The sequence below is a fragment of the Corynebacterium sp. A21 genome, assembly GCF_052266655.1.
Classification (GTDB): Bacteria; Actinomycetota; Actinomycetes; order Mycobacteriales; family Mycobacteriaceae; genus Corynebacterium.
Map to the genome: position 1 here is coordinate 1 of NZ_JBQPQY010000007.1, position 19120 is coordinate 19120.

Genomic DNA, 19120 nt, shown 5'->3' on the forward strand with positions numbered 1-19120 from the left:
CCTAAACGTCAAACCCCAGGTGGCGGCTGGTGCACCCAGCACCCTGCACCCCAGCACCCCAGCAGAAGTACTACTCCCCCGCCTGCCGGTAACCGCGCCGGAGATCCTCCACCACGCGTGGATGGTCGAGGGTGGAGGGCGCGAGCTCCCGCGGCTGGTTGTCCAGGCCGAAGACCCCGGCCGCAGCCAGGACCTCATCATTCAGATAATCCAGTGGCGGGGTGTCTGAGCGCAAGCCCAACTCCATCGGTTCCGGCCCGCACAACTGGAAACCCCAGTCACCGAAGGTGGGCACGTGTACGTGATACGGAATGACCTTCTGGCAACCCGCGGCGGTGAGTGTGGCGCCGACCCGCCAGAAGACATCCGGGGTGGTGTACGCGCTGGAGGATTGGACGACCATTCGCCCGCCTTCGTTCAGTCGCGCACGAGCCAGGGTGTAGAACTCCTCGGAATAGAGCCTGGCCATGGTGTCGTTGTTGGGGTCAGGCAGGTCAACGATGATCGCGTCATACCTCGCGCCGTCCAGGCCACCGGCCCGTAGCCAGGTGAAGGCATCATCGGCGATCACCTGGACCCGGGGGTCCTCCATGGCGCCGCCGTTGTCCTCCCGCAGGATCGTGTTGGCTACTTCAATGACCTCGGGGTCCAATTCCACCTGGGTGATCGACATCTCCGCAAAGCGCAGCAGTTCCTGTGCGGCCAGCCCATCACCGCCCCCGATGATCAGCACCTCAGCGGCTTCGGAATGCAGCACCGGATAGACCAGGGATTCGGTATAGCGGTGCTCATCGCGGGTGGAGTACTGCAGCCCGCCGTTCAGGTACAGTCGCCGGTCCTGGCCGCGTTCAGTGACCACGATGTCCTGGTAATCGGATTGTTGGGCATAGATCACCGGGTCCTTGTAGAGCTGTTGGCGGGCGGTGGTGACAATCCCATCTGAGCGGATCAGCAGCACGCCGAGCACCCCGATCGCGAGGAGCAGCGCCACCAGGGACACCACGAAATGCCGCACCGGTAGCAGGTGCCGCAGCAGCACGCAGCCCACGAACAGGGCGGCCAGCAGGTTGATCATGCCGGCTGCGGCGGCACCGCGCATCATGCCCAACCAGGGCAGCAGGATGAAGGGCCAGGACAGTCCGCCGATCAGCGCACCGAGATAATCGGCGGCATTCAGCGTCGCCACCAGCGAGCCGATGGTGCGGGCATCAGCGAGCCGGCCGCGCTGGATCATGGTCATCAGCAACGGCAGTTCCGCCCCGACCAGGATGCCGATCAGGGCGGTGGCCAGCACCAGCACCCAGACGGATTGTCCGATGGTGGCAAACGTCAGGTAGAGCACGATCGCCGAGGTGCCGCCGATCAGTCCCAGCAGGGTCTCCACCGCGAGGAAGGTCTGGGCGGGCCAGCGGAGGAAGGGTTTGACCAACAGGGCGCCGAGCCCGAGGGAAGCCACATAGCCGGCGACAATGAGGGAGGTCTCCACGATGCCGCCACCGTTGAGGCTGGTGGACAGGGAGACCAGGGCGAGCTCATAAACCAGGCCGGAGGCTGCGCAGATGGCGACCGAGACCAGCAGCAGCCAGCGCCACAGCGGGCGCAACTCCACCGGCGATGGGGCAGGCGTCGGTGGAGCAGCAGGTGAAGCTAGATCAGACATGCAGCGTTAACGGCTCCCACCACAATGAGAATGACGGCGGCAACCACGGCGCCGGAACGCAGCTTCGGATCTTCCACCAGGTCGCGGAAACGCCCCGGGATGAGTACCTCGAGCAGCACCATCACCAGCACCTGAATCACCAGCCCCAGGGCACCGAAGACCGCGGTCTCCAGTAGCCCCTCACTCAACACATCCGAGGAGGTGAGCACCGCGGTGACCACGATGATGCCGATGGAGACCTGCTGGGCGGCGGTAATGATCGCAGCATTGGGCAGGTGGTGCAGGAAAACGAGTTCATGCAGCTTGCCTGGGGTGATCAGATCCAGAATGATGAAGCCGACGACCAGGATGACGGCGGCGAGAACGAAATACGCGAGGGTTCCGGTGACGCCGGTGAGCAGATACTCAGACATTGCTTTCTCCTAAAGATTGCTGGTTACTTGACGCCACCGCCGGACCCGGAGGATCCGCCGCTGGAGCTGCTCGGCGAGGACGGGCCGAAGCCGCCGCCGAGCCAGATGAAGGTGCCGTTGTTGACGCGGGCGAGGTCCTCGATGGTGATCCGGCAGTTCGGAGTACCTTCACCTGAGATGATGACCAGGTTCTTGTTGTATCGCAGGTAGGTGTCACCGGTCGTGGGGTCGGTCTTGCGCTCCTTCGGGGAGCTCATCTTAACGACCTCATCTGCCACGCCGGTTTCATTTGCGCAGGAATAGCTGCCGTTATTGCCCTGCCAGCGATCTGAGATCTGGCCGCCCAGGGTACTTCGGGTGATCAGCGCCGCGAATACGCAGATGACCGCGAGAACCAGCAGGATAATGCCGATCGATCGGGCTGTTTTTGCGCTCATGGTCGGTAGGTGCTCCTCGTGCTCACGATGGTCAGTTCCCCGGGGTAGAGATGATGGGTCCACCAGACCCACTCCCCCGCGGCGAACTCACCTTTTAGGGCGGTCAGGTGGTGTCGGCCAACCCCCGGGAAACTGGCGATCAGCCACTCGGGGCCACCCTGGGCAATCTCCTCTGCCTCAATGTCGAAGGCCTCGGTCGTCAGCGTCCGGGTATCGGTGTGCAACCGGTAATGCAGCTTCTCGACGTCCCGGGGCAAGGGCCAGCACGCCCCCGGCGCGCCGGGGGCGTCGCAGGAGATCTCCTCCCGGAAGCGCCCACCGGGTGCTTCCACGGTGACCACGTGGGAGCCACCGATCACCGCGAGGTGGAGGGAGGTCCGGTGATTCGGGGCGTCGATAAGCCGCTCCGCGAGGATCTCCGGCAGCTCCCCGTTCCAACTCACGCCGAGCTGGGAGGCCTCGACATCCGCCGGGGTGCAGTCCAGTTGCTGAAGCATCGGCTAGTGCTTCGGTGCCGGGTAGACCTTGAGTTCGCCGGGCAGAATTTTCCAGCCCAGCGAGGCCTCCGTGGGGCCTTCTTCGCCGTAGACCTCGAAGCTGAGCAGGCGCGGCCCCCCCGTTTCCGCCATGTCCCAGAACTTGTAGCGGCCGTTTTCGCCGACACCGGTGGTGCCCTCCGACTGGTAGCTGCCGACCCCGCTCTCAACCTTGCGGTAGCGCACGCCCTCGATCGTCAGGGCCGATTCCGGCTTCACATCCAGGTCGGGGCGCGAGATCCACCAGCCGAGATTGAGGGTGCCCTCGTCATATTCGACGCTGAGATACTCCCCGCCCTTGCCACCCTCAAGCAGGTACTCATGCCAGACATACTGGCCCTGGCGCAGGGTGATTGCGCCGCGGCAGACATAGTCGACGCCGCCGTAGGACACGATGGCGCCGGGGCCGAGGATGTCCGGGCCGAAGCTCTGGGAGCCATCCGCATCCTTCAACGGGTCTTGGCGGACCTTCTCACGGGGGCCGATGCCGTCATCGTCCTTCTTCTTCACGGAGATGTAGAGGAAAATGGCGGCGAGGATCACCAGAATGACGGCCAGGATCAGCCAGACGGAGCTCATGAAATTCTCCCAAAGCAGTTGAGGTCAGGGCGGTACGCGGCACAGCTTACCTTTTGGGGGTGACAACCACCGGACCGGAAACTCACGTGAAAATCAGAAGCACCTCGGGCACCAACGGTCACGCCGGAGGCTGCGGGGATTCCACCACCACTTCATCAGGGGAGATATAGCGACCGATCGAGGCGCCGGGTGAGGCTTCCACCCCCCAGGTCTCCAACCGCAGCAACGCACCAGCAGCCTCGAAGTTGGTGTAGAAGTACTGTCCCTGGGTCACCGTACCGCTGAGCCCGGAGACCGCGAAAAGCGCACCGCCCTCAGCCACCCGACGGTAGGTGATGCCTTCGACCTCAACCTCGGTGGCGGTCTCATCGATCTTCAGCTCGGCCCGGTTCTCCCACCAGCCCAGCCGGATCCGGCCCGCGATATCCTCCACACTGATCCAGTGTGGGGTGTCTCCCCCCTGGAGCATATGTTCGTACCAGATCCGCGGCTCGGCATTATCCGGGTCGGGCTTGCCTTCGGTGTCCAGGCCCCCCACCTTCAGTGCCCCGGTGCCGGCGACGAGGTATCGGACGCCCTCGAAGGTGAGGTGGCTGCCGGCGGCGAGCACGGTGGGGCCGAATTTCTCGGCCCCCACCACCCCTTCAAAGGTGATGTTGAGCTCCGGGTGCGCCGGTGCATCCTGCACAGTGGGGGCCGGACCGGATTCGGTCACCTCCCCGACCCATCCTTCCGAGCCTTCCCGCCACTCCTCCTCGGGAGCTTCCGGCGCCTGGGTCGCCAGCGCGCTGCCATATCGTTCACGTTCCAGCTCAACCTGCTGTTTCTGCTTGTTGGCCAGGCCGTACCAGAGTGCGATGGCGGCGATCACCAGGCCTGCCATGACCGCCCACAACCAGATGCTCATCTCAACGTCTCCCTCTCAGATACCGCAGCCGAATTCGTTGAAACCAGCGTACCTGTGGGCCCGGACACGCCGACCATCCCGCTCAGCTCCGGAACATCTGCTGCACCACCGCGGCGATCGCCCCGACCACCAGCAGCCAGACGGCGAGTGACAGGGCGATCATCGCCCAGGGCGCCGGATCAATGAGCAGCAGAACCACCAGTACCGGCGAGCCCGCCGCCCCGGTGAACAGCATCCAGCGGGGCAGGCGCGCCGCAGGCTGGCGCAGCAGGGCCGCGAGCAGGGTGATCACCGCGATGGGCAGGGTCAGCGCGCAGAGGGTGGCCATGGTGGCGCCGAGTGCGAGCAGCACCACCCACTGCAGGAAGAGCCAGCCCACCACCCCGGTGACCGCCACGACGATCCATAACCGGAAAGCGATGCTCCATGTGAGTCCGCGTTGCTGTGCCACATCCATGAACTGTGCCCATCTTCTTCCTGGTTGTTGAGCCCGCGGTACTCAGCGCTCAATATTTCGTGGGAGTCACTACTCTGTAGGAAACTGGCTGCTCCCCAGAGCCCGGCAACCCGGTACTCAGGCAAGTCTTGAGTAAGGATCAAGTGGCCAGTCATGAAAGTTTATCCCCAAGTCAATCATTCCAGGAGGAATCAGAAGATGAAGACCGTCACCGTCCATGAGGTCCCGGCAGATGCCCAGCTGATCGACGTCCGCGAGCTCGATGAGTGGGCCGCCGATCGGGCTGCCGGTGCTGTGCACATTCCGATGAGCGAGTTCGTCGCCCGTGCCGGGGAAATCGATGATAACCGCGCTGTCTACCTGATCTGCAAGGTCGGCGGGCGCTCCGCACAGGTTGGCCAGTATCTGGAGCAGAAGGTCGAGAATATCGAGGTCATCAACGTCGATGGCGGCACCGATGCCTGGCGTGATGCCGGGCTGCCGATGGGATAACCCCACCTGCCGGGCTGCCCCGAATCTTCCTGCGGCAACCCCACAGCCAGGTGATTTGCCACCTCAAGTGGAATTTTCGGCGATGAATCAGTGGGGGGAAATATTAGTTGGCCATCACCCATCTTTTTACAAATCCATCGTGGCGACTTATGATCATCCTATGCCTTCCATGAATGAGATCCCCCAAGCATTGCTGGAATCTCCGTCATTCCAGCTTGAGCGCTTGCGTCGTCGCACCCGCGACGAAGCAGAGAACGCCATGAACACCCAGGACAGTTCCCTCCGGGAGTACTGGGTGCTCACCTGCCTTGTTGACCGTGACGCCGCCAGCCAGTCCTACCTCAGTGACCTGTTGGCTATCGACGCCTCCGACATGGTTCGGCTCATTGACGCCCTCGAGGCTCATGGCTGGGCTACCCGCGAACGCGATCCCAAGGACCGCCGCCGCCAGATTGTGACCACCACCAAGAAGGGGCGCACCGCCCAGGCCAAACTCGCCACCCTGGTGACTGAAGCCGAGGACCGGGCTCTCGACGAGTCCACCTCAAAGCAGCTCAAACATCTACGCAAGCTCGCATCCAGCATCATCGCAACGGAAGAGGACTGAGATTAAAAGTGTCGCTCAGTGACGTACCGGCGCAATTTCTCCGCGCCGCAGAAGCCCCGCCCAAACGCACGCTCTATGAGGTGCTCGCCACCACTGCTGCCTTAAATCCCGAGGCCGCAGCCATTGATGACGGCGAGATCATCACCTATTCCGAGCTGATGGATGCCGTCCATGATTCAGCCCGCGAACTGCACGCCAATGGGGTGCGCCGCGGTGACCGCATCGGCATCCGCATGTCCTCGGGCACCAAGGACCTCTACATCGCCATCTTGGCAACCATCGCCGCCGGTGCAGCTTATGTGCCGGTTGATGCCGATGACCCGGATGAGCGCGCGGACATGGTCTTCGGTGAGGCCAAGATCAACGGCATCTTCACCGATGAGGGCTTCCGCATGCTGCGCCCGACCGCCGGTGGCGATACCCGTCGCCCCTCACTGGATGACATCGCCTGGATCATCTTCACCTCCGGTTCGACCGGCAAGCCGAAGGGTGTGGCCGTCAGCCATCGCTCCGCGGCTGCCTTTGTCGACGCCGAGGCGCAGATGTTCCTGGTTGACTCCCCCGGTGGCCCGCTGGGCTCCGATGACCGCGTGCTCGCCGGCCTCTCCGTGGCTTTCGATGCCTCCTGCGAGGAAATGTGGCTGGCTTGGGGCCATGGCGCCTGCCTGGTTCCGGCACCGCGTTCCCTGGTGCGTTCCGGCATGGACCTCGGCCCCTGGCTGATCCGCCGCGATATCACCGTGGTCTCCACGGTGCCCACCCTGGCCGGCCTCTGGCCCGCTGAAGCGCTCTCCCATGTCCGCCTCCTGATCGTCGGCGGCGAGGCCTGCTCCCAGGAGCTGGTGGAGCGACTGTCCACCCCGGACCGCGAGGTATGGAACACCTACGGCCCGACGGAAGCCACCGTCGTGGCCTGTGGCACCCAGCTCTACGCCGGTCAGCCGGTGGGCATCGGCCTGCCGCTGGCAGGTTGGGATCTGGTCGTCGTCAATGGCGAGGGCAACCCCGTCGGAGTCGGCGAGGTCGGCGAACTGGTGATCGGTGGTGTGGGTCTGGCCCGCTACCTCGATCCGGAGAAGGACCGCGAGAAGTACGCCCCCCTGCCTTCCGTGGGCTGGTCCCGCGCCTACCGCTCCGGCGACCATGTCCGCCTCGAGGAAGACGGCCTCTACTTCGTCGGTCGCGTTGATGACCAAGTCAAGATCGGTGGCCGCCGCATCGAGCTCGGTGAGGTGGACGCCAATGTCGCCGCGCTGCCCAATGTCCGCTCCTCCGCCGTGGTCGTCCAGACGACCGGCGCGGATCAGAAGGTGCTGGTCGCCTATGTTTCCCTCGAGGATGAGGACACCGGTTTCGACCAGGACAGTGCCGCCGCACGGCTGGCGGACACCATGCCTGCCGCGCTGGTCCCGCGCATCTGCGTGCTGGAGGATCTGCCGGTGACCACCTCCGGCAAGGTCGACAAGAAGTCGCTGCCCTGGCCGTTGCCGGGGGTCGGCGTCGAAGCGACCAACCTCAGCGAAACCGAGACCTGGCTGGCCCAGATCTGGGTGGATGTCCTCGGCACCGCGATCGCGGATGCCGATGCTGATTTCTTCTCCCTCGGCGGTTCTTCCCTGGCTGCGGCCACTCTGGTCGGCCGGGTCCGGGAAAAGGTCCCCACCGTCGCCGTCCGTGACCTCTATGATCACCCGCGGTTGGGGTCCTTCGCCGAGACCGTGGAAAACATCGCGATCAAATCCGGCCTCACGCTTGACGACGCCCCACCAGACCCGCCCCGCGAGGTCAAACCGGTGGGCTTCGGCAGCCGCCTGATGCAGGCGCTGGTGCAGCTTCCGATCATGACCCTGCAGGCTGGTTCCTGGGTCGCCTGGCTCGCCCTGATCAATAATGTCGCGGTCGAACTCGGTGCCCCCTGGGCGGTGTCCCTGCCTTGGTGGGCGGTGATCGCCATGGTGCTGATCCTGGCAACCCCGCTGGGTCGCCTGCCGATCGGTGGCTGGGGTGCCCGCATCATCACCGCCGGTATCACCCCGGGCAATTATCCCCGTGGCGGCTCCATCCACCTGCGTATCTGGGCGGCGGAGCGGCTCTCCGACGCCTCGGGTGCCCGCAGCATCGCCGGCTCCACCTGGGTGAATTACTATTCCCGCACCCTCGGGGTGAAGGTCGGACGGGGCGTGGATCTACACTCCCTGCCGCCGGTCACCGGTCTGCTGACCCTGGGTCAGCACTCCTCCATCGAGCCGGAGGTGGACTTCTCCGGCTACTGGATTGACGGTGACATCCTCCGGGTCGGCGCCATCGAGATCGGCCCCAACGCCCGCGTCGGTACCCGTTCCACCCTCCTGCCCGGCACGGTCATCGGCGCCGATGCCCATATCGAGGCCGGCTCCACGGTCACCGGTGACAAGATCGTCAAGGCCGGGTCACGCTGGGCTGGCAGCCCCGCCATCAAGGTGGGCCGCTCCAAGCACCGCTTCCCGGATGAGCACCCGCCGCGTCGCAGCCGCTGGGTCCCCGTCTACGGCCTAACCTCCATCCTGCTTTCCCTGCACCCGTTGGTGGCACTGGGCGTCGGTGTCGCACTGGTGCTGTGGCTCCTGGGGCTGACCGGTGGACATGCCTTCCTCGGCGCACTCCTCTTCGCCCCGCTGGGTGGACTGGCTGCCTTCGCCACCTATATGGCCATGACCTGGCTGGGTGTCCGTCTGCTCGGTATCGGCCTGACCCCGGGCGTCACCCCGGTCCGTTCCCGCAAGGGCTGGCAGATCTGGGCCACCGAGCGTCTCATGGATGATGCCCGCACCCACCTCTTCCCGCTGTATGCCGCACAGCTGACCCCGACCTGGTTCCGTAGCCTGGGTGCCAAGATCGGCAAGGACGTGGAGATCTCCACCGCCATGATGGTGCCCAAGCTCTCCGATATCCGGGATGGTGCTTTCCTCGCCGATGACACCCTGATCGGTGGCTATGAGCTCGGCGGCGGCTGGATGATGACCGGTGAGTCCCGCGTGGGCAAGCGCTCCTTCGTCGGCAACTCCGGCATCGTCGGTACCGGCCGTAAACTCGCGAAAAACTCGCTGGTGGCGGTGCTCTCCTCCACCCCGAAGAAGACCAAGGCGAACGCCAACTGGTGGGGTTCCCCGCCGGAGCGCATGCGCCGTGTCACCGTCGAGGCCGACGGCGGCGATACCCTGACCTACAGTCCGGGCCTGCGGGTGAAGATCACGCGTGGTTATATCGAGACCCTGCGGCTGCTGGCCCCGATGTTCTCCGCCATGCTGCTCGCCTTCTCACTCGGCCTGATGCAGCTGCTGCTGCAGTATGGCGGCGGCCTGGCCGGGCTCGGCCTGGCCTGGCTCTTCGGTGGTCTGATCCTGATGCTCACCGGTGTGCTGGCGATGCTCGTGACCATCATCGTCAAGTGGCTGTGTGTGGGTAAGCACAAGGCCGGCGATCATCCGCTGTTCTCCTGGTTCGTGTGGCTCAATGAGCTGCAGGATGCCTTCGTCGAGTCCGTTGCCGGCCCGTGGTTCCTCATCCCGAACCTGGGCACCGGCCAGATCAACACCGCCCTGCGTCTGCTGGGTGTCAAGATCGGCCGCGGCGCCTGGATCGACAGCTACTGGTTCCCGGAGACGGATCTGATCACCATCGGCAAGGGCGCCACCGTGGGCCCCGGCACTGTGGTTCAGACCCACCTCTTCCAGGACCGCGTCATGAGTCTGGATACCGTCACCCTTGGCGACGGCGCGACCCTGGCCTCGCACTCGGTGGCCTTGCCGGCAGCCTCGCTGGGTGCCGCCGCCACCGTGGGCCCCGGCTCCCTGGTGATGCGTGGTGATCAGGTTCCCAGCAACACCCGTTGGCAGGGCAATCCGATTGAGCCCTGGAAAGATTAGTTAGTCCCCCGGAAATGGTCCTTGTGTGCAGCTGCACACAAGGACCATTTTTGTTCTTCCCGTTCAGAGCCGTGACTTGACGATCTCGGCTACCTGCTGATCACCCAGCGCGGGGGGGATGGCCACAGGGTAGGCACCCACCCGGCACCTGGGACGTCGATAATCGCCCCCTTGCGACTCTTGGCTGCCCGGTCCGGGATGGGGCCGAAGATGCGGATGGCCCCGGCAGGAATGAACCTGCCGGGGCCATCAGACTGAATTCACAAGTCTGCGAAAATACCTTCAGCTGTTAAGAACTAATCACCGATCTGGTCGATGCCGCGCATCACGATCTTCGGATCGGGTTTGCCGACCACCTCATGATCCTTGTCCGTGTACTCGAACTTATCCAGGACATAGCTCATCGCGTTGAGCCGGGCACGCTTCTTGTCATTCGACTTGATGGTGATCCACGGGGACTCATCGGTGTCGGTGTAGCGGAACTGCTCTTCCTTGGCACGGGTGTAGTCATCCCACTTATCCAGGGAAGCCAGGTCCATCGGCGACAGCTTCCACTGACGCACCGGATCCACCTGCCGGATGGCGAAGCGGGTGCGCTGTTCCTTGCGGGTCACCGAGAACCAGAACTTGGTCAGCGAAATCCCGGAACCGAGCAGCATATTCTCCAGCATCGGGACCTCACGCAGGAACTCAGCGTGCTGGGATTCGGTGCAGAAACCCATGACGCGTTCCACACCTGAACGGTTGTACCAGGAGCGGTCAAAGAAGACCATCTCGCCGGCAGCCGGGAAATTCTCGATATAGCGCTGGAAGTACCAGGAGGTGGATTCCCGCGGGGAGGGCTTCTCCAGCGCGACGGTGCGGGCGCCACGGGGGTTCATGTGCTCGTTGAAGCGCTTGATGGTGCCACCCTTGCCCGCGGCGTCACGACCCTCAAAAAGCACGATGTGGCGCTGCCCGGTCTCCTTGGTCCAATTCTGGAACTTCAGGAGCTCAATTTGCAGAGCGCGCTTCTTGTGCTCATATTCTTCGCGGGTCATCCGCTCTTCATAAGGGTAGTTTTCCCGCCAGGTCTCGATCGCAGTTCCATCGGGACGCAGTAGTACCGGATCATCTTCGTCGGAATCATCGACGACATAACCCTCGATCTGTGCGAGATCGATGACGGGGAGTTCATCACCATTGTGTTCAGCCATGCTGACGATTCTACTGCCTGGCCGGGAAATGGCTCGCTGAAACGGGGGAAGTTCATCTTCCCGCTCCCCAATGCCCTCCCGGCACCGATTATCGACGTCCCCGCCCACGCTCCGCTATGCGCTTGCCTGGGCATGCAAAAAATCCCGATCCTAATAAGGATCGGGATCAAACGCGGTCAGCCTAAAGCTGACTCAACCTTGAAGGGTGCTAATTACAGCAGGCCCATCAGGTCGGCGACAGCGCCGGCCCAGGAGCCAGCGGTGTCCAGGATCGGGAAGAGTGCGCCGAAGATGCCCTCGGAGGAAGCTGCGGACCAGGTATCGAGGAAGTCAGACATGTGTACTCCTTGTGAGTATTAAAGAAAGTTGAATTCAGGAGATTGGCGCGAGCTTTGAAGCTCAAGCCAGGGTGCCGCCGAAGCAGCAGGGAGACTTAAGCCTCAACCTCAGCATCGGCAGAGGAGCCGAGGATGGAGGAGGTGGTCTCAGCGTTGCCCTCAGCGCCAGCGAAGAAGGAGATGATGGTCTGCAGCAGCTCCGGAATGGTCTGCAGAGCCTCGCCGATGTTCTCGCCGAAGGTGGAGAAGGTGTCAAGCTGATCGATTGCGAAATCAAGTTCCATGAAGTTACTCCTTGAGAGGACCAGCAGAAAGCTGGTGGGTTTCCAGTTTACTGACACCCCTCAGGGCGTCACAAGGAATCATTCTGTCACAATTCAGTCTCGCGTCAAGTCTTTCTGACCACGTCCTGTGCTGTCACTGAGCACCAAATCCAGCACGCTCACTTGAAAACCAAATTAACTCTAAGGGACTAAAGCTCCCCTATCTGCGGTTTTTAGAGCTAGTCCCATTAACTGGGGGTGAACTGCACAAGTCGGCCGTAACAGTTTCGCGGGTTTCCCGATATTTGAGCGATCTTCTGCGAAATATGCTAGCCGTAATCACCCAATTCGGGGGTGATATTGCCGGCAAATAAGAAATTCACAGGCCTTCAGCCCACCCCTGAAGAAAGAGTATCAAGGAACACTCCGCAAGCGAATGAAGTTTTGCCTGAGGATAGTATCAGCGCCAAAAGCTTCCCGCCATCCCAAGCTGAGAACCTCCCCCACCCACACATGGCACCAGAAGCACAGAGAAGTCCGTTAAGCATGCCGTGAAGGGGGTCCACCCGAACAGATGGGAAACCACCCCCAACGCCCCAGAGCGGGGCATTGAGGGTGGCTCAGATATAGATAGGTATAGCGCAGGAAAGCTTAGAAGCCGCCCATGCCGCCCATCTCATCAGCGCCCGGCATTCCAGCACCGGCCGGCTGCGGCTTGTCAGCAACGACAGCCTCAGTGGTCAGGAACAGGGCCGCGATGGAGGCCGCGTTCTGCAGTGCAGAGCGGGTGACCTTCACCGGGTCATTGATGCCAGCGGCCATCAGGTCCTCGTACTCACCAGTGGCGGCGTTCAGGCCTTCACCCTCCGGCAGGTTGGAGACCTTGTCCGCGACAACGCCCGGCTCGAGGCCGGCGTTGTAGGCGATCTGCTTCAGCGGTGCAGACAGTGCCTCACGGACGATGCGGACACCGGTAGCTTCGTCTCCGGTCAGCTGCAGGCTGTCCAGTGACTTGGCGGCCTGGAGCAGAGCGACGCCGCCGCCGGCGACGATGCCCTCTTCAACAGCAGCCTTGGCGTTTCGGACGGCATCCTCGATGCGGTGCTTGCGCTCCTTGAGCTCAACCTCAGTGGCGGCACCGACCTTGAGGACTGCAACGCCGCCGGCCAGCTTGGCCACGCGCTCCTGCAGCTTCTCACGGTCATAGTCGGAATCGGAGTTCTCGATCTCGGCACGGATCTGGTTGACGCGGCCTTCGATCTGCTCTGCGGAACCGCCACCCTCGACAATGGTGGTGTCATCCTTGGTGATGACGACCTTGCGGGCGCTGCCCAGCAGCGGGAGGTCAGCGGTCTCCAGGGAGAGACCGACCTCTTCAGCGATGACCTGGCCACCGGTGAGGATGGCCATGTCCTGCAGCTGCGCCTTACGACGGTCACCGAAGCCCGGCGCCTTGACGGCGACGGACTTGAAGGTGCCACGGATCTTGTTGACGACCAGGGTGGAAAGGGCCTCGCCCTCGACATCCTCGGCGATGATCAGCAGCGGCTTGCCGGACTGCATGACCTTCTCCAGCAGCGGAAGCAGATCCTTGATGTTGGAGATCTTGGAGGAGACGAAGAGGATGTACGGATCCTCCAGGACAGCCTCAAGACGCTCCGTGTCGGTGGCGAAGTAGCCGGAGATGTAGCCCTTGTCGAAGCGCATACCCTCGGTCACCTCGAGCTCAACACCGAAGGTGTTGGACTCTTCGACGGTGATGACGGAATCCTTGTTGGCCTTGCCAGCGCCGACGGCGTACATGGCCTTGGCGATCTGGGCACCGATGGCCGGGTCAGCAGCGGAGATACCGGCGGTGGCAGCGATCTGCTCCTCGGTCTCCACCTCCTTGGACTGGCTCAGCAGGTGCTCGGTGACCTGGGCGACGGCCTGCTCGATGCCGCGCTTGATGCCCATCGGGTTGGAACCGGCGGCAACGTTGCGCAGGCCCTCGCGGACCAGTGCCTGTGCCAGCACGGTGGCGGTGGTGGTGCCGTCGCCAGCGACGTCGTCAGTCTTCTTGGCAACTTCCTTGACCAGCTCAGCGCCGATCTTCTCGTAGGGATCCTCAAGCTCGATCTCACGGGCGATGGAAACGCCGTCGTTGGTAATGGTCGGGGCGCCCCAGGACTTCTCCAGGACGACATTGCGGCCCTTGGGCCCAAGGGTGACCTTGACAGCGTCAGCCAGGATGTTCAGGCCCTTTTCAAGGCCACGACGTGCCTCTTCATCGAAGGCAATCATCTTTGCCATGTGTTGTGCTCCTTGATTCAAGTGTTGCGAAGACGACACTCACGTCTGAGCTTCAAGCAGGCGCCCGCGACGGCACGGTCGGTGAGTGTGAACCAACCTCACCTGCTTGTTTTCAGTATCGTTAATCTGGCACTCAAATAGTTCGAGTGCCAGACTCCGTTTTAGCACTCACACCCTCCGAGTGCAAGATCTGGCAAGGTTAAGCCAGGTCTGGGCCGTATCGGGTCCCACTTCCCACCGGATTCGGCGGCGGTGCCGGTTGCGGCGCTACGGGCAGATATCCGCGGCGATGACTCAAGTGTCCTCACCGGCGCTCGCGGCATTCCCGGCCAGGTCGGCGGCGGTGCCGGCGATTTCCGCCGCCACAAATAATTCCGTGGACCAGAGCCAGATCATCAACACCACCACCAGGATGATCACGATGAGCGCGCTGCCCACCCACCCCAGGAGACGGCGACGGCGGCTCTTGTCCCGGTCCCGACGATCCTGGGACTGGGCCTCCGCAATCTCCACCGCAGCCATGCTCACCCCCTGGTTGGCGGAGCTGCGCTGCGGCCGGGAATCAAAGGGCTCTGACTCCGGGGTGACCCAGCCGGAGCTGGAATTCTGGAAGCCCACTTAAAACCACCTGAACCTTTTCTTCTTCTCCCGGGGAGGCTGTGGAGCCGTCGGTCGGGGTTGCTGCTGCTGGGGAAGTGCCGCCGTCTGATGCTGCGGATACTGTGGCTCCGGAGAGTCCTGTTGGTGCTCGTAATTCTGTTGGCCCGGGTGCGGCTGCTGCGGAGCGGGCGACTGCTGGGCCCGGGCCTGCGGCAGCGGTTCCGCCGGGTAGTGCTGCTGGCCCGGGTGTGCCACCTGTGGTGGGAGCCCTCCCCCGGCTACCTGCTGGGGTGCGGAGGTAAAAGGCACCGTCGAATTCGCGCCGTCGAAAAGCCCGAGCTCGGCAAACACCTCGCGCACCGGATCCAGACAATGGAAGGGGGCGATACCGGTACGGCTGATGCGATCGCCCTCCGGCGGTGCGCCCAGTGCCGAAACCGCGAAGCAACTGAAGAAATAGGGTTCAGTTCCCATCATCGGGATATTGAGTTGGTTGAGCAGCTCAGTGGCACCCAGGCAGCTCAACAGACTACGGACCTCCAGATCCAGCAAGGCGCTGGTATTCCGGTCGAAGGCTTCGGTCAACGGGGCACTGTCACGTCGGAAGGTCGCCCCGTAGTTGCTCATCACCCGCGGCCAGTTCACCCGGTTGCCACCACCGTAGAAGTGGTCCTGGTTGACCTCCGCCAAATGCTGCATGGTGTCGAACTTGGACAGGCACAGCGAGATCTTCGGCCGGTGTTCCCGACCCAGCACGCTGAGCACATTCTGCAGCACCGCAGTCGGATCATCATCACCGACCTCATGGCTGGGCACCGTCCCCTCCAGCAACTTCCGGATCTCACGTACCGCCATCGGGTCATAGAGGAAGATCACCCGGTTGGCATAACAGAAGAAGTCCAGCTCAGCCTGGCGCTCCGTGAAGTTCTCCTCCTTGAGATCCTCACCGGCCACATCCCGGAAGACCACGAAGATCCGCTGTCCGGCGTGTTGTGGGGTGGTGATCGCGAAGATCAGCGGGCGCTGCTGATGCGCATCCTGGGCCGCAGCCGGCGGGGTCGGTGGCAGCAGACCCATCTGCTCGAACAACGGCTTCTGGTATTTCTCCTCGTAGATCCGTTTGGTGTGTTCATCGGCGTAGCGGAAGGTGCCGCCGTTCTCCACCACCAACCGCTTGAGCAGCTTCACGACGACCGCGATGTACAGGCTCTTGCCCGAGGAACGGGCCCCGGCCATGGCGAAGGTGATCGTGCCGGAATTCTGCCACCCCTTGGGCAGGCGGAACTCCTCCTGCATCCGGGTGGGCAGGAAGGGCGACTGCGCCGCCGCCGGATCGTCCATGATCCGGAAAGTGTAGGGGCAGCGGGTGGGAAGCCGCCCGTGGTCTGAGTGCATCATCTGATTCTGTGGGGCTGTCATGGTCCTACTTCTCTCCCCTGGTCAACGTGTCATACATAATTCTGGTGGGTCCGGTCAGCACGCTCGCGTTCTGCTCCTGTACGGCACGGATCAGCTTTTCATCGAAGACGGTGGCCGTGATGCCCTGCTTCGCCAGCGGGGCCCGGGAACTGAGCAGATGCACCACCCCCTGGAATTTCAGCACCTCGGCAGGCAGATCATCGGAGATCACCACCAAGGCTTCATCGGGTTCCAGCTGCGCCAGATCCACCCCCCAGCCGACCTCACGCCGCGCAAATTCTCGTTTTCCCAGTTCACGAACACCTTCGGTGCCGGCCAACTGCTCCGGAGGAATGCTGTCACTACTGGTCAGTAGTCGGATTCTCCGGTCATCACTGGCGGTGGAGAGCACCCCCGCGGCGAAGGTGCACATGGCCTCAAAGGCCGCCTGCGAAGTGCTGTGCGCCATCGAAGAGGTGACATCCACCAGCAGGGTGACATCACGGCGCCGCCCTTCTGGCAGGCCGCCACGGTCGATGGAACTACGCAGCGCGGAGCGCACCCCGGCCGAGCCGGCATCGAGGGTACCGGCGCTGCCGGTTTCGCCGGCCTGCAGCCGGATCTCATCCCCTTCCGAGACCACCCAGGCGATCGTGCTGGCTCTCAGACCGCCCACCTCGAAAGCCGGCAGCTCCAGCCGGGTCTCCTCCCCCTGTCCGATGGTCAGGGTGGCATGCAGGCTGGTGCCGGTGGGAAACTGCGGGTAGCCGTGCCCCGGAAGCACAGTGATTTCAGCATCACCGGTGGGGTTACGCAGCGCCACAATGTCGCTGTTGGCACGCCGGAAGGACTCCAGCGTCGGACCGGTCTCCACCTCAAAGTTGAGATCCCCGCTCACGAAGATCCGCAACTGGGCGATGAAGCCGTCCTTGGGGACCCTATGGGACTGGCCCGAGGCCAGACGAATGACCGCCATCAGTACTTCTCCTTATTATTTCTCTGCTTCGGTGGTACTCGCCGGGGCTTCGGCACTGCGCTCCCCTGGGCCGGGGTCTTCGGCGCTTCGATCTTCTGGGTTGGGGTCTTCGGCGCTGGGGCCGCTGCAGATATGTCCCGCAACTCGGAGATCATTCCCCGCGCGACCGCCGCGAAAATCTCGTTGAGCTCGCGGGGAAAAGGCAACCCCCGGATCGAGGTATGTTCCCCGATGATCTCGGTGAGCTGTTCCATCAACTCACTACCGGCCTCAATATCGTAGTAATCCCGGTGCATGATTTTCCGTCCCAGCACCTGAAATGGTTTGAGCGCGACTTCCCTGCCCGCAGCTTTAGCCCGGTTCAGCCGCCATTGCACCGCCCGCTGCGCCAGCTCCGTCAGCAATTCTGAGAGCTCAGCATCGCGGTTTGGATCCCCGGTGATGATCGGAGAGAAGCGGCAACTCATGACCACCGAGTAATACACCCGCAGCAGATCCTCGGAATAGTCCGTGGTGCTGTTCTCGATCACGGCTTCAGCCAGGAGCCGCTGCAGTTTCGCCGGGGTATCCCGCTGCTCCAGCCAGGCCACTAGTAGCTTCACAGATTGGGCCTGCGTGAGCTGATTCATCACCCGCTCAGCACTGATCCGGCTGCGTTTGAGCGCCTGGGTATCCTGCTCCGCCAGCTCCAACAAGGGTTGCAACTGCGGATGAGCGCCCAGCGGCAGGGGGCTATTACGCCACTGATCCATCGCCGGAAAGCCCGCGAAGAGCTTCCGGAAATCCGGGTCACCGATTCGCTCGAGCAAGATCAGGCGATTGTGCAGCAGAAAATCCAGGTAGGCGATCAACTCCGCGGCCGAGGCCTCCCGCAGGGCTGAAATCCCCTCAGCCGCCGAATCCACCAGCGTCCACAGCTGGTGATCGGAGAGACGCCCAGTGCCCAGGATCGGACCATTCGGCATCCTGGAAGCGGCGAGCGGATCAGCAATCACCCGCTCCACCAGCGCCAGATCCTCCTGGTGAGAACTCCGGAACGCACCTGCCGGCGGGTGGGGTTCCTGGGAAAGATGTTGTTTGGCCAGCTTGAGTAACTCTGTGGAAACCTTCCCAGCGCGCTTTCGCACCAGCCTCGCCAGCCCATCTCCCAGCTGGAACTGCGCCGTCGGCGAGCTCTCCACCGCCTCGTTGGTTTCAATCAGTTGCTGAACAAAGTCCGCCGGATCAACTGGGTCCGCCAGCAATCCGGCGGTCAGCTGGGACCAGGAAGACTGCGGTTGTGCGGCATGGGTGGCGGGATCCGCCGGGTCCACCAGGCAGATCCCACTGCGTCCCGCCAACTGTTCCCGATCCTCACGGGGTATGACCAGGACAGGCAGCACCCCATTGATTACTTCCGGGGCCGGCAGCGTCGCGGCTCGTTCGAAGGTGGAGAAATGCAGCAGCCGCCGGGCCTCGGCAGGGGTCAGGGTGGAGGACAACGCCAGTAGCCAATAGGCCGCTTCCTTCGGGTTCTGGAGTAGGAGCACCGGAAGTTCCCGGCCCTGCTGCAAGGCATCCTGGAGGCGGTAGAGCGCACCCCGACGGTTCCCGTACATGTCATCAACCATCATCCAGGCGGCCATCAGATCAGCCATCGGGCCGGGTTTCGGTTCACCGAGGCCGGCCGGTAATTCCACCGCGTTCACCGCAGCTGCCCGGAAGGGGGTCCGCAGGTCCGGGGAGCCGAAGAAGTTGATCGGGTAGTGCGCCCGCAGTGGTGTATTCAGGTCATGGTCGATCACCGCGTGGGTGAAGACATTGCCCGGCCGGCCGGTGGCATCCTTTCCGGAGGGGACTGACTGCATCAGCAGTGCTCCTTCGGGAAGCAGCCGGTATTCGAAACGCCGTGGCAGGGCGGCGATCTCCGCGGAGCCGATGAAATCATCGAAGCTCTGGATCGGCAGCAGGCTGGTGGGGGCGAACTCGGCGACCCGCTGGCGGTCTGCCTCGGAGGCGCTTATCGATGGCCCCGCGCTCCACCCGCCCTGCCCGGAGGCATTGCGGAAGGACGCGTAGGTCACG

At 63.2% G+C, this 19120-nt stretch carries 18 protein-coding genes; 3 read left to right on the forward strand and 15 right to left on the reverse strand.

Features of this window, described 5'->3' with window-relative positions:
• Positions 1 to 70 precede the first annotated feature (70 nt).
• From ACTU46_RS10875 to ACTU46_RS10905, 7 genes are all read right to left on the reverse strand, one after another.
• Positions 71 to 1660 carry a polyamine aminopropyltransferase gene (locus ACTU46_RS10875; protein WP_443381694.1) on the reverse strand — a complete coding sequence of 530 codons (1590 nt, stop codon included), beginning with the start codon at positions 1658 to 1660 and terminating at the stop codon, positions 71 to 73.
• Positions 1648 to 2073, reverse strand: a complete 426-nt coding sequence (locus ACTU46_RS10880) for a DUF350 domain-containing protein (protein ID WP_443381695.1) — start codon at positions 2071 to 2073, stop codon at positions 1648 to 1650. Before ACTU46_RS10880 ends, ACTU46_RS10875 begins: the two co-directional genes overlap by 13 nt.
• A 23-nt stretch (positions 2074 to 2096) precedes the next feature.
• Positions 2097 to 2510: a DUF4247 domain-containing protein gene (locus ACTU46_RS10885; RefSeq protein WP_443381696.1), complete on the reverse strand. Its 414-nt coding sequence runs from the start codon at positions 2508 to 2510 to the stop codon at positions 2097 to 2099.
• The gene (locus ACTU46_RS10890) at positions 2507 to 3007 is read right to left on the reverse strand and encodes a DUF2617 family protein (RefSeq protein WP_443381697.1); all 501 of its coding nucleotides are present in this window, start codon (positions 3005 to 3007) and stop codon (positions 2507 to 2509) included. The genes ACTU46_RS10885 and ACTU46_RS10890 overlap by 4 nt, the downstream gene beginning before the upstream one ends.
• A gap of 3 nt (positions 3008 to 3010) precedes the next feature.
• The gene (locus ACTU46_RS10895; RefSeq protein ID WP_443381698.1) at positions 3011 to 3625 is read right to left on the reverse strand and encodes a DUF4178 domain-containing protein; all 615 of its coding nucleotides are present in this window, start codon (positions 3623 to 3625) and stop codon (positions 3011 to 3013) included.
• A 118-nt stretch (positions 3626 to 3743) separates the two neighbouring features.
• Positions 3744 to 4532: a DUF4178 domain-containing protein gene (locus tag ACTU46_RS10900; protein WP_443381699.1), complete on the reverse strand. Its 789-nt coding sequence runs from the start codon at positions 4530 to 4532 to the stop codon at positions 3744 to 3746.
• An 82-nt stretch (positions 4533 to 4614) separates the two neighbouring features.
• Positions 4615 to 4983, reverse strand: a complete 369-nt coding sequence (locus ACTU46_RS10905) for a hypothetical protein (RefSeq protein ID WP_443381700.1) — start codon at positions 4981 to 4983, stop codon at positions 4615 to 4617.
• 204 nt (positions 4984 to 5187) lie between these two features.
• Here ACTU46_RS10905 and ACTU46_RS10910 point away from each other — a divergent pair, with 204 nt between their 5' ends.
• From ACTU46_RS10910 to ACTU46_RS10920, 3 genes are all read left to right on the forward strand, one after another.
• The gene (locus ACTU46_RS10910) at positions 5188 to 5481 is read left to right on the forward strand and encodes a rhodanese-like domain-containing protein (RefSeq protein WP_443381701.1); all 294 of its coding nucleotides are present in this window, start codon (positions 5188 to 5190) and stop codon (positions 5479 to 5481) included.
• 160 nt (positions 5482 to 5641) lie between these two features.
• Entirely contained in the window at positions 5642 to 6088 is a 447-nt protein-coding gene (locus ACTU46_RS10915; RefSeq protein WP_443381702.1) for a MarR family winged helix-turn-helix transcriptional regulator, read from the forward strand.
• A gap of 8 nt (positions 6089 to 6096) precedes the next feature.
• Positions 6097 to 9993, forward strand: coding sequence for a Pls/PosA family non-ribosomal peptide synthetase (locus ACTU46_RS10920; RefSeq protein ID WP_443381703.1), 3897 nt, complete (start codon positions 6097 to 6099; stop codon positions 9991 to 9993).
• 296 nt (positions 9994 to 10289) lie between these two features.
• On the opposite strand, the gene ppk2 is transcribed toward ACTU46_RS10920, so the two are convergent.
• The 8 genes from ppk2 to ACTU46_RS10960 form a co-directional block, all read right to left on the reverse strand.
• Complete coding sequence (gene ppk2, locus ACTU46_RS10925; RefSeq protein ID WP_443381704.1) at positions 10290 to 11189, reverse strand: polyphosphate kinase 2; 900 nt, start codon at positions 11187 to 11189, stop codon at positions 10290 to 10292.
• Between the two features lie 212 nt (positions 11190 to 11401).
• A complete protein-coding gene (locus ACTU46_RS10930) occupies positions 11402 to 11527 on the reverse strand; it encodes a PorA family porin (RefSeq protein ID WP_443381705.1) in 126 nt (41 codons plus the stop codon).
• A gap of 95 nt (positions 11528 to 11622) precedes the next feature.
• Positions 11623 to 11811, reverse strand: coding sequence for a PorH family porin (locus ACTU46_RS10935; protein ID WP_443381706.1), 189 nt, complete (start codon positions 11809 to 11811; stop codon positions 11623 to 11625).
• 630 nt (positions 11812 to 12441) lie between these two features.
• Positions 12442 to 14082 carry a chaperonin GroEL gene (gene groL, locus ACTU46_RS10940; protein ID WP_443381707.1) on the reverse strand — a complete coding sequence of 547 codons (1641 nt, stop codon included), beginning with the start codon at positions 14080 to 14082 and terminating at the stop codon, positions 12442 to 12444.
• A gap of 294 nt (positions 14083 to 14376) precedes the next feature.
• Positions 14377 to 14700 carry a hypothetical protein gene (locus ACTU46_RS10945; protein WP_443381708.1) on the reverse strand — a complete coding sequence of 108 codons (324 nt, stop codon included), beginning with the start codon at positions 14698 to 14700 and terminating at the stop codon, positions 14377 to 14379.
• Positions 14701 to 16101, reverse strand: a complete 1401-nt coding sequence (locus ACTU46_RS10950) for a TRAFAC clade GTPase domain-containing protein (protein ID WP_443381709.1) — start codon at positions 16099 to 16101, stop codon at positions 14701 to 14703.
• Positions 16102 to 16105: 4 nt separating this feature from the next.
• Positions 16106 to 17056, reverse strand: a complete 951-nt coding sequence (locus ACTU46_RS10955; protein WP_443381710.1) for a hypothetical protein — start codon at positions 17054 to 17056, stop codon at positions 16106 to 16108.
• On the reverse strand, positions 17056 to 19119 hold the full coding sequence (locus ACTU46_RS10960) for a GAP1-N2 domain-containing protein (protein WP_443381711.1): 2064 nt from the start codon (positions 19117 to 19119) through the stop codon (positions 17056 to 17058). Before ACTU46_RS10960 ends, ACTU46_RS10955 begins: the two co-directional genes overlap by 1 nt.
• Position 19120 lies beyond the last annotated feature (1 nt).